Genomic DNA, 14,723 nt, shown 5'->3' with positions numbered 1-14,723 from the left:
ATGGAGACAAGACCCGTCCTTTCCGTCCGTAACCTCACCACCTCCTTCCTCGTGGATGGCGCGTGGAAGAGCGTCGTGCGCAACGTGTCCTTCGATGTCGCGCCTGGCGAAACCGTCGCGATTGTCGGGGAATCCGGCTCCGGCAAATCGGTGACGTCGCTGTCTCTCATGCGCCTGCTCGCCCCGGCCTCCAGCCGGATCGAGGGGGAGGTGCTGCTCAACGGGCGCGATCTTCTTGCGCTTTCCGAAAGGGAAATGCGCGGTGTGCGCGGCAACGATATCTCGATGATCTTCCAGGAGCCGATGACCTCGCTCAATCCGATCTTCACCATCGGCCGCCAGATTTCTGAAGTACTCATCCGGCACAAGGGGCTTTCGAAGCAGGAGGCGCGGGCGGAGACGGTGCGGCTTCTGGAAAAGGTTCGCATTCCAAACGCCTCCGGTCGTTTCGATGAATATCCTCACCAGTTTTCCGGCGGCATGCGCCAGCGGGTGATGATCGCCATGGCGCTTGCCTCACGGCCGAAACTGCTGATCGCCGACGAGCCGACGACGGCGCTCGACGTCACCATTCAGGGGCAGATCCTCGATCTGATCAAGCTGCTGCAGGAAGAGGAGGGCATGTCGGTCCTTTTCATCACCCATGACATGGGCGTGGTGGCCGAAATCGCCGACCGGACGATCGTGATGTATCGTGGCGATGAGGTCGAGACCGGACCGACGGAAGACATCTTCCGGTGCGGTAAGCACCCCTATACACGGGCGCTGCTTTCGGCGGTGCCGAAGCTCGGCTCGATGCGCGACCGGCAATGGCCGACACGGTTTCCGGTGCTCGACATGAAAACCGGCCTTTCAAGCGAGCCGCAGGAAGTGGCCGGGACAGTTGCGAGTGGGCAGACGCCGGTTCTATCGGTCAAGAACCTGGTGACGCGTTTTGCCATCCGCTCCGGCCTACTGGCGCGCCAGACGGGCGCGGTCCATGCGGTGGAAAACGTGTCCTTCGATCTGTTTCAGGGGGAAACGCTGTCGCTGGTTGGGGAATCCGGCTGCGGAAAATCAACCACCGGCCGCTCGATCATGCGGCTTGTGGAGCCGACGTCCGGCGACGTGTCGCTCGACGGTTACGATGTGATGCGGCTCGATACGGTTGGCCTGCGCAATATGCGCAAATCCGTGCAGATGATCTTTCAGGACCCGTTCTCGTCGCTCAATCCGCGCATGACAGTGGGCACGGCGATTTCCGAGCCCTTTATCAAGCACAAACTGGGCAACACCAGACAGGCGAAGGAAAAGACTGCCGATCTTCTCGAAAAGGTGGGTCTGTCCGCCGATATGGCCAGCCGCTACCCTCATGAGTTTTCCGGCGGCCAGCGCCAGCGCATCGCGATTGCCCGTGCGCTGGCGCTCGATCCCAAGGTCATCGTTGCCGATGAAAGCGTCTCGGCGCTCGATGTTTCGATCAAGGCGCAGGTCTGCAACCTGCTGCTCGACCTGCAACAGAGCCTCAACCTCGCTTTCCTGTTCATTTCGCATGACATGGCGGTGGTGGAGCGCGTCAGCCATCGTGTGGCGGTGATGTATCTCGGGGAGATCGTGGAGATCGGGCCGCGTGCGGCGGTTTTCGACAATCCGCAGCATCCCTATACGAAAAAGCTCATGGCAGCCGTGCCCGTGCCTGATCCGGCAAGGCGCGGGATAAGGCGCGGCATATCCAATGACGAGCTGAAAAGCCCGATACGGGCAGTGGGATATGAAACACCGGTGCGGAACTACAGGACCGTTTCGCCCGGCCATCTGGTGCAGGTCCAGACTTAGTCCGGGAAGCTTATCTTTTCGTTGTCAACGCAATAGCACGCCAAAGAAAAACCCCCGAAGTTGGGTGTCCAACTTTCGGGGGTCAGTTCACGACGCGGGTTTGATCTTACCAGCGCTGACTACCATACCAGTCGTCGATATCTTTCCGGGCCTGGTCTTTTTCGTAGCCGTAGCGCTCCTGAATCTTGCCTTCCAACTGCTCGCGCTTGCCGTCGATGACGTCAAGATCGTCGTCGGTGAGTTTGCCCCACTGCTCCTTGACCTTGCCCTTCATCTGCTTCCAGTTGCCTTCAACGCGATTCCAATCCATCGGTGCTCTCCCATTTTGTTTGGCTTGCACCTGTAAATGTCCGAGCGTGCGCAGGGTTCCGTCCAGCGGTCGTTATGTTCGGCGCAACTGTGGCCTGCTGCCACGAAAAGATCACGATTCATTCAGCGGCAGTTCACGCGGCGGGGCGCTAAATCCTCTCATCCCACAAGGAGGGAGATAAGATGCGCAAGATGATTTTAACCGCCGGACTGATTTTGGGCGTCCTGTTTGGCACCGGCGCGAACGCCATGCCTGTCGGTCAACCGTCTGCACCTTCGGCGACCTACATTCAAAAGGTGGACTATGCCTGCGGACGCGGTTTCCATTTGACCCCGCGCGGCTATTGTCGTCCGAACGGGCAGCGTTATGAGCGCGGCTGGGACAGGCGCGACCGCTGGGAAGCCCGCCGTGAATGGCGCGAGCATCAGGCCAGACGGGAATGGCGCGAGTGGCGCGACCGCAGGGATTATCGCGACCGACGCGACTATTATCGATACTGATCTGGCAAGGCCCTCCCCACCTCGGGAGGGCCTTTCTCATAGGGCCCGGTGAGGTCCTTACGATCCGGAAAAGAATCCCACACCGATTTCGCCGATCCGGCGGTTGTCGCGTGCATGGCGTATTTTCAGCGCCAGGATCGTCGTCCTTCGCTGGATGAGCTGAAGGCCCACCTTGCGGTGGCAATCGCCAAGTGGGGACCGGTGGTGAAGGACACGAATGCGCAGATGGAACGACCGGTAATGGCCGATACCATCTCGACTTTCCGCTTGCGCATCCAGCTGGTGTGGTGTTTCCGCATCACTCCCCAGTCGGTTGCAAAAACCCGCTTGGCAAGCTCCGGCCGTTGAGTTACAAATCTCGCTACCGCGTCAGATCGAACAAAGGGAGGCGTTGCATGACACCGGCATTCTTCGAAACCCTCCCGCAGGGAATGACCCGACACTAGGTCATATCCATTCGCGGCCCGCCGATTGCGCGCCCGACATGCGGTTTTATTTCCCCCATAGCCCGATTGATCTGACGGGATCACTTCGTCTCCCGCGCGGGCTGTGCCATCCAACTTCCGTTTTGAGGACCGGTCGCCGATTATAGGGCGCTGGGCTGGTAAAAATGACTCGCAAGAAGCTCGATTTCCGCGCCGATGCCTATCGACATGTGCTCGGCTTTGTTTTCAACCATTGGCGTCATCGGCCGGCGCTGGTGGGTTTCATCATCGTTCTGGTGATTGCCAGCACGCTGGCTGAAGTGATGGTGCCGGTCTTTTCCGGCCAGATCGTCGATGCCATTGCCGGTGGAGACGAGGCCGGCAACGGGGCAGATAAGGCGCTGCGCGCCTTTGTCATCGTGGTGTCTCTGGGGCTGGTGAGCGTTGTGCTGCGCTGGTTCATCTTCAACGGCATCATCCGGCTGACGCTGAAAATCATGGCGGATGTCGCCAATAACGGCTTCCACAAGGTGCAGCGTTTCTCCACCGACTGGCATGCCAACAGCTTCGCCGGCTCCACGGTGCGCAAGATCACGCGCGGCATGTGGGCGCTGGATTCGCTCAACGACCTTCTGCTGGTCGCACTTCTGCCTTCCATCGTCATGCTGGTGGGCGCCACCATTGTGCTCGGCAGCTACTGGCCGGTCATGGGCCTGATCGTCGGTCTCGGATCGCTGATCTATATCGGCGTGACCGTGGGGCTTTCGATGGGCTATGTTTCGCCGGCGGCAAGGCTTGCCAATGCCTGGGATACCAGACTTGGCGGCGCGCTGGCGGACGCCATCAGCTGCAATTCAGTGGTCAAGGCCTTTGGCGCCGAGGCCCGCGAGGAAACGCGCCTGGGCCATGTGCTGGTGAAGTGGGATCACCGCACACGCAGGACATGGAAGCGCGGCACGCTGAACGGCACGATCCAGAGCTTCATGATGGTCTCCATGCAGGCCGGCATTCTGGGTACGGGCCTCATCATGTGGCGACAGGGGCTGGCGACGCCGGGCGACATTACCTTCGTGCTGGCGATGTTCTTCGTGTTGCAGGGTTATCTGCGCGATGTGGGGCAGGATATCCGCAACCTGCAACGCGCCGTCAACGACATGGAAGAGCTGGTGCTGCTGGACAAGATGCCGCTCGGCATCGAGGACAGGCCGGACGCCGTACCGATCAGGATAGGAAAGGGCGAGATCGTCTTCGATCACGTCACCTTCCAGTATGGCGCGCATCCCACGCCGCTTCACGATGACTTTTCGGTCACCATCAAGGCGGGTGAACGGGTGGGCCTGGTCGGCCATTCCGGTTCGGGCAAGACAACCTTCGTCAAGCTCATCCAGCGGCTTTACGACATCAAGTCGGGAGAAATCCGCATCGACGACCAGAATGTCGCCGGGGTTACGCAGTCCAGCCTGCGCGGCCAGATCGCCATCGTGCAGCAGGAGCCCATCCTGTTCCACCGCACGCTGGCGGAAAACATCGCCTATGGCCGGCCGGACGCCACGCGGCGTCAGATCGAGCAGGCGGCGAAACAGGCGAGCGCCCATGATTTCATCATGTCCCTTCCCAAGGGATATGAGACGATGGTGGGTGAGCGCGGCGTCAAGCTGTCGGGCGGCGAGCGTCAGCGTGTCGCCATCGCCCGTGCTTTCCTTGCGGATGCGCCGGTGTTGATACTGGACGAGGCCACTTCCAGCCTCGACAGCGAAAGCGAAGTGCAGATCCAGCAGGCGATGGAACGGCTAATGGTCGGCCGCACCACGCTGGTCATCGCCCATCGGCTGTCCACGGTCAGGGCGCTGGACCGGCTGCTCGTCTTCGACAAGGGCAGGATTGTCGAAGAGGGTGACCACCAGGCGCTGATCCGCCTCCATGACGGCATCTACCGCAGGCTGTTCGAACGGCAGGCGCTGGAGCTGACCAAGGGCCTGGTGGCCTGAAAAAAACGAAACGCCGGGGGGGGGTGTTCCCCCGGCGTTCACTACCCGAACATTGAACCTACGCCATCAGCGCGCCGCTTTTTTTGCGTAAGGGCGTGTTTCGCGCAACACCAACAGGACGGTGAACCATGGATTTCCACCCGATCGCAAAGCCACAACGCCTTGTCATCAGGGGAACCCATATCCATGTCGCATTCCATCACGCTTTCAGACCTCTCGTGGTCCACACCTGACGGTCATCCGCTCTTTTCCGACATCAACCTTCACTTCGGACCCGAACGCACCGGCCTTGTCGGGCGCAACGGCGTCGGCAAGACGACGCTTCTGAAACTGATCGCCGGCGAGTTGTCGCCGTCGGCGGGCACGGTTTCCGTTTCGGGCTGCGTCAATCTCCTGCGCCAGAGCGTACAGGTTGTGTCCGACGAGACTGTCGCCGACCTGTTTGGTGCGCGCGAGGCGCTGGACGCGCTCGCCCGTGCGCAGTCGGGAACGGCCACTATCGATGAGCTTGAGGACATTGACTGGATGCTGGAGGAGGAAATTGCCAAGGCGCTCGCGCAGGTCGGGCTGGACGCCTTGCCCTCCACGCCGCTTTCGGCGCTTTCCGGCGGGCAGCGCACGCGGGCCGCACTTGCGGCGCAAATCCACGCCGCGCCGGATTTCCTGATCCTTGACGAACCGACCAATAATCTCGACCGGGAGGGGCGCATTTTCGTTGCCGATTTTCTGGCGGCCTGGCGCGGCGGAGCGATCGTCGTCAGCCACGATCGGGAGCTTCTCGAAACCCTCGATGCCATCGTCGAAATGACCACGCTCGGTGTTACCCGTTACGGCGGCAACTGGAGCCACTACCGCGCACAAAAGGCGCTGGAGCTGGCCGCCGCCGAACAGGACTTCGCGAATGCGGAAAAGCGTCTGTCCGAGGTCAGGCGCCGTTCACAGGAGGCGTTGGAGCGCAAGGCCCGCCGTGACAGCAGGGGTGCCGCAAAAGCGGCGAGGGGAGACATGCCCCGTATCCTTGTTGGTGCGATGAAGAGGCGTGCCGAAAAGACGAGCGGCGACAACGCCAATCTGGCCAGCCGCCTGACGGCCGAGGCGACGGACGATCTGAATACGGCGCGGGAACGGATCGAAATCCTGCAGGGCGTCAGTGTTACATTGCCGCCCAGCGGCCTGCACACGACAAAAACCGTGCTCAGCCTGCAGAACCTGACTGCGGGGTATCGGGCCGAACACCCCGTGCTTCGCGACCTGTCCTTCGAAATTACCGGGCCGCAACGCGTTGCCGTAACCGGCCCGAACGGATCGGGAAAAACGACGCTGCTTTCGGTGATCACGGGGGACTTGCCGCCGTCTGAGGGGGTGGTACATGTCGGGGTGAAGTCCGTGTTTCTCGATCAGCAGGTCAGCCTGCTCGACGCGAGCCTGTCCATCCGCGACAACTTCCTTCGGCTTAATCCGAAGGCGGGGGACAATGCCTGCCGCGCCGCCCTTGCGCGCTTCATGTTTCGTGCCGATGCCGCCTTGCAGATCGTTGCAACACTCTCGGGCGGGCAGATGCTCAGGGCAGGTCTCGCCTGTGTTCTGGGAGGCCCGCAGCCTCCGCAATTGCTTATTCTTGATGAGCCGACCAACCATCTGGATATTGATTCCATCGCCGCCGTGGAGGTTGGCGTTCGGGCCTATGACGGCGCCTTGCTGGTCGTCAGCCATGATGAGGCGTTTCTCGCCGGCATCGGCATCGATCGGCGGCTGGAACTTGGAAAGTCAGAGGTGCGTTCCGGCCCTCAGTAGTTCACCGTCACGACGACCGTATCGGAGTAGTTCCCCGGCGCCGGCGTGGTCTGCGCGGGGACGCGGCCATAGACGGTCAGTGTTTGCAAGCCGCCTGTTCCGGTGCCGGTGGCTATCTCGCCTGCCGCACTTCCCCAGACATTCGTGCGGTTTGCGTCGCGGTAGAGACCATAGATTATAGATGCGCCTCCCTGCACCATCTGGCGCGCGGCCGGCGGGCTGTTGCTCAGGCCGCCATTGAGCGCGACACTATAGTTCAGATTGGTGGTGCAGGTCAGATTGATCGCTCCGGTCGCATTGACTGCCGTGTTCAAGACGCCATGACTGCCAAAATCGATGTTCTGGGCCGAGATGATGCATGTGGGCGCCACCGCGGCCGACACGTTGAACGGCACTTGCGTGGGGTTCTGGGTCACGGAAGAGCAACTTGGTGCAAGCAGGGTAAAGGTCGTATAGGTGAAGCTCGTTTCCGCGCCGGCAAAGCTGGAGAGGTATAGGCCGCGCGCTGCCGAGGCCTGACCGGCGTTGATCCGGCCATAGACCGTGCGGCTCGTGGTGTTGATCAGGAGCGGCAACGCCATATCGATTGGCGGAGGCGAACCGAGTGCGGGCTGCGTGACCGATCCCCAGGAGGTCGTTCGCGCCGAGTTCTGGTAAAGCTGGTAGTTGAGGATGTTGCTGCCCTGAAGCATGCGACGGATGCCGCCCGACTGTCCGCCGCTTCCGGCATTGATGTTGGGGCATATGCGGATGGAAAGCCCCAGCGACAACGGGTTGGAACAGGTGACCGACAGTGTCGCCGTCGTGTCCACGGCGCTGCCGCTTGCGAGATTGACGAAACCGAAATTCATGTCCGACATGCTGAAGGTGCAGCTTTGCGCCAGTACCGGTGAAGCCGAGAGGAAGGCTGCGATGGCAAGGGCGGCACGGGTCAGGGCCTTCATTGGATGCTCCTGCATAGGGCTTCGAAAGTTGCGCGCGTCTCGCCGGCAGAGGGGTCGGCAGAGGGCACGGTGATCTGTGCTTCGCAAGCGCCCTTCGTCGGCTGCTTGATGCGGAGCCGATGCGTTTCGCTGATATTGTCGAGATAGGCCTGTCCGTCATAACCGACGATAAAATCGCGCTTGCCGTCAATTTTGCCGGTCGATCCGGTTTCGATGAACTCGCCGCTCTCGCCTTTCAGCGTCACCAGCGCCACCTGTCCCTCGGTTTCCACCTTGAAATTGACCACGGCCCCCGCGCGGTCGGTCGGCGTCACGGTCTGTTTCGTGCGGTCTATGCGGGCGTCGACCGGAAGATTGCTGGGGTCGAGCGTGATGTTATTGACGTCGTAGGAACGAAGGTTCGGAAGCAATATCTTGCCGCGGCGGTTGGTCTGCCCGATGGGGCGGTTTTCCAAAAGGATATCGACGCCGGGCGCGCCCGCATCCACCACGGCGAAAGCGTCATCGATCCGGTTGCCGACAAAGACATCGCCGCCGGCGAGCGCTATCGATCCTTCGATCTGCGCATAGGCCTGTGTCGTGCGGTTGAATTGATCGACGCCGGCCGAAACGCGGGCGGTGCTGCCGCGGTAACTGCCGGAAACGGAGGCGATATCGTTGCCGCCGGTCGAGCCGCGCAGGCGCCAGCCATAACTTCCCTCGGCCTGTTCTTCGGATTTTCCGACCTCTGCTGTTAGCGAATAGCCATCCGCATCCGACGACATGCCGGCCGAGCCGGAGACGCCACCGCCGAACGACCAGGACAGGCCCGCGAAGACGCCGTAGGATTGGCTGTCCTCAAGGTCCTTATAGGCGGTGATGAAGATATTGCCGTTCTCGCCGAACGGCCGCGTGGCAGAAAGGCCGAGCAACCGGGATTTCCTTTCATCGAAGGTTTCCACCTGCGTATAGGAAAAGTTCAGGCTCGTTTCATCGAAAGCAAGCTGTGTGGAAACGGAAATCTGATCCACGGCACGCGGCGGCCGCGCGCTCAGCAGGCCGGAGATCGTCCTGAGTGTCGAGCTATCGGCGGAGACCGACGCCATGTCGTGATAATCGCCGAATGCCCGTTGCGACCGGGCGTGAAATTTGAGCCCGAGCAATTCGGCTTCGACGCTTGCGGAGAGCTGGTGGCCGCTTTCCTCGCCAAAGCGGCTGGATGCGCCGGAAATCGCCGCCAGCCCATGGGCTCCAAGCGTGAAGACGCCGCCAAGGCCGATATTATAGAAATCCTCGCCGCCTTCCGCATGGCCCTCAAGCGTCAGGCCATCAGACAGGCCGTAACGAACCGTCGCCGATCCGAGCAATTTTTCGTCGTAATCGAAGGAAGAGGCTCCGTAATTGCGCCGGGCAAAACCGAGCTCCGCTGAAAAATCGACGAGACCCTTCGCCAGCAGGTCCGGTGACGTATAAAAGGGCGTTTCGGATACGGTTTCGCGGCCCAGCGCATCCCGCACCACCAGCCTCGCATTGCCCGCGCCGCTGATAACGGGAAGATTGGTGATGGAAAACGGCCCTTCGGGAACATCCTGCGACAGACGGCGGATGTTGTTGACATAGACGTCGACAGTGGAGGGCACGGCCGCTGAACCTGCAAATTCCGGCATCGGCATGGTGACGATATCCGGCCGCAGGTCGAAATTGCGGCGGATCTGCAGGCCGCCGAGCCGCGTTGGGCGTGTCCAGCTCAGCCCGCCGGTAATCAGATCGCCGGCCCGGTAGCTCGTCAGCGTTTCTTCGTCTGAATAGCTCCAGGTGGTATCGAGGCGCTGGGTATCGAACTCCGACAGGCGCGATGTGCTCAAAACCTGCGATGAGGAGAGCACGCCGAGCGGACCGAATGCCCTGCTTTCCAAAAGGGCCGAGACACCGTTGAAATCGGCGATGTCAGACCATTTGTTGCCGCCGGAGGAACCGTAGATCGTGTAATTCACCAGACCTCCAAAATCGCTCGTGGCCTTTTCCCGGGTCTCTTCGTCTTCTTCCTGCGCAATCTTGCCGGAGGCGTCGATCACCCTGTTTGCCCGCGCCGCCATCGGCAGGGTGAAATGCATGGACTGGCTACCTTCATCGTAACGCGCCACCACATCCGGCAGCCGGGAAATATCGATCCAGCCATCATCGCCGGTAGCGCTTTCAACCGGAGAAATCCCGATATTGTTCAGCTGTTCCGGTTCGATCAGAAACGATCCGGCGTCGTTTTGACGAAATGTGGCGATCAGTTCTGTCGAAACATCGTTGATGTAGACTTCGAGCTGCAACTGTCCCGCTTCTTTTGCGGCAAAAGAGGCCGGTTGCGCCGCAGGAGGTATATCCTGCGCCACGGAAAATTTGCCCGATGAAATGACCGTCAGAGCGGCAATCGTCAAAACGGCGAGATCAGCCGCCCGAGACGCGCGCCGTCGCATTGACGGGGCCGCCTTCGCTGTCTGCCGAAATCTTCAGCGTGCCGCCGCCTCTCTTGCCGCCCGTTGCCGGAACCACAAAGCTTGCGGCGGACCCGCCAAGCACATATCCCACCAGCCCCTGCTGCCGGGCAATCGCCTGCCCGTTGCCGCCGGAAAGCATCAGGTTGGCGATCCTTATCCGCCTCTCGCCCGTATTTGACACCGACACCCGGTAGCCATTGCCCTGCGGTGTTATCTTCCAGGCCGGTTCCGCATCACCTGTGGAAGCGGGCGAGAAGAAAACGGGTATGGAGTGGCGCACCACCAGATTAACCGTGCCGGATTGCGGTCTTCCCGCCGGCGGCAACTCATCGACGATGACGCGGTAGCTCTCTTCGGCGCGCAGCGGGGCCTTGGAAAGCCGGACGATGCGGATAAGGTTCTCCGCACCGCCCTTCAGCTGCGTCATCGGCGGGCTGGCGACGACGTCCTGCGCCGCCGTATAGACGTCCTGCCCATTTTTCTGGGTCCAGCGGAATATTCTGACCTGAACGTTGATCGGGGTTTTCGCATCGTTCCAGATGCGGAGGCTGGAGGCCGCCGTGGGCGCTTTAAGATCCAGAAGTACGGGGGCGACCCGCAGCGATGCAGCCTGTGAAGATGAAACAGTCAAACCGGCAAAAAACGCAGCCGCTAAGGTAAAAACACGCATGCGCGATCCTCCCTGTGGCGATCAGTAGTTGAGCGTGGCCGTCACCGTATCGGTATAGACGCCGACCGCAGGTGTCGTCTGGGCAGGAACGCGCCCATAGACAGTGAATGTCTGTGGCGCTCCGGTTCCCGTTCCCGTTTGCCGGTCCGTTCCCACAGTGTTGCCCCACACCGTGCTATGCGCCGCACTTGTATAAAGGGAGTAGGAAATGGTCGCGCCGCCAGGCGATGTCATCAGACGGTTGGCGACCGTCGCGCCCGAGCCAGCGCCGGCGCTGAGGCCGAGACTGAAAGGGGTACTGGCTGTGCATTGCACGACAATGTCGCTGGTCGCATCGATATTGCTGCCGATCACACCATTCGTGCCGAAATCAAGGTTGCCGGCGGAATTGATCTGGCATGCGGCCTGAATGGTGATCTGGACGTTGAAATTCGTCGTGGCGACCTGGGCGACGCCGGATGCCGGGGTGAGAACCAGCGCCGCAAATGATAACAAATAGCCTGATGCTGCAAACTTCATGCTGCCTCCCCAAGCTGCTGCGCTGCCGGTTTTTCGATGCGCAACATGCAACTACGCCAATAACGGGTAATTAGAATAATCTAATACTCGTCCTGATTTGGTTAATAAATCCTTAAAGCTGACGTCTGAAAAACCACTGGCTGAAATGCGGCGGCTGCCACAATCAAAAGTGCCACGGCGTGATCGCAAAGCACACGATCGGCGCTAAAACCCGTCTACGGCTTTTTTACTGAAATGCGACATCTTGTCAGCCGGCCCCGGTTGGCGTACTCGAAATCGACAGAAACCCGGGCCGATCAACAGTACCGTTCGGTGAGGCTGTGTTCGGCTCCATAGACACCATGACGTTGGGATTGCGATGAACCTTTACCTGGATTACCTGGCTGAAATCAAAAGCAGAGAAACACTGGGTCTCGCACCCAAACCCATTGATGACGGCGCGCTGACGGCCGAAATCATCGAGCTCATCAAGGATGCCGGCAGCGAATACCGCGCCGATGCGCTGAAGTTCTTCATCTACAACACCCTGCCCGGCACCACGAGCGCCGCCGGCGTCAAGGCCGCTTTCCTGAAGCAGATCATCCTCGGCGAAGCGATCGTGCCGGAGATCACGCCTTCCTTTGCGCTGGAGCTGCTGTCGCACATGAAGGGCGGCCCGTCGATCAAGGTGCTGCTCGATATCGCGCTCGGTAACAACGCTGCGATTGCCGCCCAAGCCGGTGAAGTGCTGAAGACCCAGGTCTTCCTTTACGATGCCGACATGTTCCGCCTGCGTGACGCCTACAAGGCCGGCAACGCCATCGCCAGGGACGTTCTGGAAAGCTACGCCAAGGCAGAATTTTTCACCAAGCTTCCCGATGTCGAAGACGAGATCAAGATCGTTACTTTCATCGCCGCCGAAGGCGATATTTCGACCGACCTTCTGTCTCCCGGCAACCAGGCGCATTCGCGCTCGGACCGCCAGCTGCACGGCCAGTGTATGATCTCGCCGGAAGCGCAGGCGGAAATCGTCGCGTTGCAGCAGCAGCATCCGGACAAGCGGGTGATGATGATCGCCGAAAAGGGTACGATGGGTGTTGGCTCGTCGCGCATGTCCGGCGTCAACAACGTGGCGCTGTGGACTGGCAAGCAGGCCAGCCCCTATGTGCCCTTCGTCAATTACGCTCCCATCGTCGCCGGCACCAACGGCATCTCGCCGATTTTCGCCACCACCGTCGATGTGACCGGCGGCATCGGCATCAACCTGAAAAACTGGGTGAAGAAGCTCGGCGAAGACGGCAAACCGATCCTCAACAATGACGGCAACCCGATCCTCGAACAGAAATATTCGGTCGAAACCGGGACCGTGTTGAAGATCGATGCCAAAAACTACAAGCTTCGTGACGAGAACGGCACGGAACTGGTGGACCTCGCCTCTTCCTTCACGCCCCAGAAGATGGAGTTCATGAAAGCCGGCAGCTCCTATGCTATCGTCTTCGGCAAGAAGCTCCAGACATTCGCGGCTGAAACGCTTGGTGTCGAGGCCACTCCGGTCTTCGCGCCCAACAAGGAAATTTCCATCGAAGGCCAGGGCCTCACTGCGGTTGAGAAGATTTTCAACCGCAACGCCGTCGGCGTCACACCCGGCAAGGTGCTGCATGCCGGCTCCGACGTCCGCGTCAAGGTCAACATCGTCGGCTCGCAGGATACGACCGGCCTGATGACCGCGCAGGAACTGGAAGCAATGGCGGCCACCGTCATTTCGCCGCTGGTGGACGGCGCCTACCAGTCGGGCTGCCACACGGCCTCCGTCTGGGACAAGAAGGCGCAGGCCAACACGCCGAAGCTCATGGCCTTCATGCACAATTTCGGCGTCATCACGGGTCGTGACCCGAAGGGCGTCTATCATTCCATGACAGATGTGATCCACAAGGTGCTGAACGACATCACCGTGGATGACCGCGCAATCATCATCGGCGGCGACAGCCACACCCGCATGTCGAAGGGCGTCGCCTTCGGTGCCGACTCCGGTACCGTCGCGCTGGCGCTTGCAACCGGTGAAGCGACCATGCCGATCCCGCAATCGGTCAAGGTTACCTTCAAGGGCACGATGCAGCCCTATATGGACTTCCGCGACGTGGTGCACGCCACGCAGGCGCAGATGCTTCAGCAGCACGGCGACAACGTCTTCCAGGGCCGTATCATCGAAGTCCATCTCGGTACGCTGCTTGCCGACCAGGCCTTCACCTTCACTGACTGGACGGCCGAAATGAAGGCCAAGGCGTCGATCTGCATTTCCGAAGACGAGACGCTGATCGAGTCGCTGGAAATAGCCAAGTCGCGCATCCAGATCATGATCGACAAGGGCATGGACAATTCCGCACAGACCCTGAAAGGTCTGATTGCTAAGGCAGATCAACGTATTGCCGAGATCCGTTCAGGTGAAGTGCCAGCCTTGAAGCCGGACGCGAATGCGAAATATTTCGCGGAAGTCGTGGTAGATCTCGATGTCATCAACGAGCCGATGATCGCAGACCCTGACGTCAACAATAACGACGTTTCCAGACGCTACACGCATGACACAATCCGCCCGGTTTCCTACTACGGCGCGACAAAGAAAGTCGATCTCGGCTTTGTCGGCTCGTGCATGGTACATAAGGGTGACGTGAAGATCGTTGCGCAGATGCTGCGGAACCTCGAAAAGGCCGAAGGCAAGGTCGAGTTCAAGGCACCGCTCGTCGTCGCTGCACCGACCTACAACATCATCGATGAGTTGAAGGCGGAAGGAGATTGGGAAATCCTCCAAAAATATTCCGGCTTCGAATTCGATGATATCAATCCGAAGACAACGAACCGCACCGAATACGAAAACATCCTGTATCTCGAGCGCCCGGGCTGCAACCTTTGCATGGGCAACCAGGAAAAGGCTGCAAAGGGCGATACGGTTCTTGCGACGTCGACTCGCCTCTTCCAGGGCCGCGTGGTTGAAGACAGCGCCGAAAAGAAGGGTGAATCGCTCCTGGCCTCCACCCCGGTCGTCGTGCTTTCTGCCATCCTCGGCCGCACGCCGAGCATCGAGGAGTATCGTTCTGCTGTCGATGGGATCGACCTGACGAAGTTCGCTCCGCCGAAGGTAACGCCGATCGATTCCCAGTCGGTGCACTACTAAGATTGTGAGCGTCGCGGCGCGCGGCTGTAAGACGCCCGCGCTGGCGCTGCATCAACCAACGAGAAGAGCGGGGAGAAATCCCCGCTGTTTTTATGGGCCGGTGGTGTTGCGATGTAAGCGACGCGAGACCAAAAACGTTTCA

At 60.3% G+C, this 14,723-nt stretch carries 11 protein-coding genes; 6 read left to right on the top strand and 5 right to left on the bottom strand.

The window, feature by feature from the left end; translation table 11 throughout:
• On the top strand, positions 1–1,815 hold the full coding sequence (locus PL599_RS08345) for an ABC transporter ATP-binding protein (RefSeq protein ID WP_269824363.1): 1,815 nt from the start codon (positions 1–3) through the stop codon (positions 1,813–1,815).
• 106 nt (positions 1,816–1,921) lie between these two features.
• On the opposite strand, the gene PL599_RS08340 is transcribed toward PL599_RS08345, so the two are convergent.
• On the bottom strand, positions 1,922–2,125 hold the full coding sequence (locus PL599_RS08340) for a CsbD family protein (RefSeq protein ID WP_077983870.1): 204 nt from the start codon (positions 2,123–2,125) through the stop codon (positions 1,922–1,924).
• 182 nt (positions 2,126–2,307) lie between these two features.
• Here PL599_RS08340 and PL599_RS08335 point away from each other — a divergent pair, with 182 nt between their 5' ends.
• From PL599_RS08335 to PL599_RS08320, 4 genes are all read left to right on the top strand, one after another.
• Positions 2,308–2,625, top strand: coding sequence for a GCG_CRPN prefix-to-repeats domain-containing protein (locus PL599_RS08335; RefSeq protein ID WP_271358984.1), 318 nt, complete (start codon positions 2,308–2,310; stop codon positions 2,623–2,625).
• 114 nt (positions 2,626–2,739) lie between these two features.
• Positions 2,740–2,973 carry a hypothetical protein gene (locus PL599_RS08330; protein ID WP_142913816.1) on the top strand — a complete coding sequence of 78 codons (234 nt, stop codon included), beginning with the start codon at positions 2,740–2,742 and terminating at the stop codon, positions 2,971–2,973.
• Between the two features lie 262 nt (positions 2,974–3,235).
• Positions 3,236–5,038, top strand: a complete 1,803-nt coding sequence (locus tag PL599_RS08325; protein WP_269824365.1) for an ABC transporter ATP-binding protein — start codon at positions 3,236–3,238, stop codon at positions 5,036–5,038.
• Positions 5,039–5,224: 186 nt separating this feature from the next.
• Positions 5,225–6,832 (top strand): ABC-F family ATP-binding cassette domain-containing protein, encoded by a 1,608-nt coding sequence (locus tag PL599_RS08320; RefSeq protein ID WP_271358983.1) that lies wholly within the window; start codon positions 5,225–5,227, stop codon positions 6,830–6,832.
• Here the strand turns inward: PL599_RS08320 and PL599_RS08315 are convergent.
• From PL599_RS08315 to PL599_RS08300, 4 genes are read right to left on the bottom strand one after another with little or no spacing between them, the layout of a single operon-like run.
• Positions 6,826–7,776, bottom strand: a complete 951-nt coding sequence (locus PL599_RS08315; protein WP_077983865.1) for a Csu type fimbrial protein — start codon at positions 7,774–7,776, stop codon at positions 6,826–6,828. The genes PL599_RS08320 and PL599_RS08315 overlap by 7 nt on opposite strands.
• Positions 7,773–10,223 carry a fimbria/pilus outer membrane usher protein gene (locus PL599_RS08310; protein WP_271358982.1) on the bottom strand — a complete coding sequence of 817 codons (2,451 nt, stop codon included), beginning with the start codon at positions 10,221–10,223 and terminating at the stop codon, positions 7,773–7,775. Before PL599_RS08310 ends, PL599_RS08315 begins: the two co-directional genes overlap by 4 nt.
• A complete protein-coding gene (locus tag PL599_RS08305) occupies positions 10,195–10,914 on the bottom strand; it encodes a fimbrial biogenesis chaperone (RefSeq protein ID WP_137411112.1) in 720 nt (239 codons plus the stop codon). Before PL599_RS08305 ends, PL599_RS08310 begins: the two co-directional genes overlap by 29 nt.
• A 21-nt stretch (positions 10,915–10,935) precedes the next feature.
• Positions 10,936–11,433 (bottom strand): Csu type fimbrial protein, encoded by a 498-nt coding sequence (locus PL599_RS08300; RefSeq protein ID WP_271358981.1) that lies wholly within the window; start codon positions 11,431–11,433, stop codon positions 10,936–10,938.
• Between the two features lie 358 nt (positions 11,434–11,791).
• On the opposite strand from PL599_RS08300, the gene PL599_RS08295 reads away from it, so the two are divergent.
• Positions 11,792–14,581, top strand: coding sequence for a bifunctional aconitate hydratase 2/2-methylisocitrate dehydratase (locus PL599_RS08295; RefSeq protein WP_269824369.1), 2,790 nt, complete (start codon positions 11,792–11,794; stop codon positions 14,579–14,581).
• The last annotated feature ends 142 nt before the right edge of the window (positions 14,582–14,723 follow it).

Origin of the sequence: Agrobacterium sp. ST15.16.055 (assembly GCF_027956555.1) — a bacterium.
Taxonomy (GTDB): Bacteria; Pseudomonadota; Alphaproteobacteria; order Rhizobiales; family Rhizobiaceae; genus Agrobacterium; species Agrobacterium salinitolerans.
The sequence above is the reverse complement of the archived record's forward strand: the minus strand, read 5'-3'. Positions and strand labels throughout refer to the sequence as shown.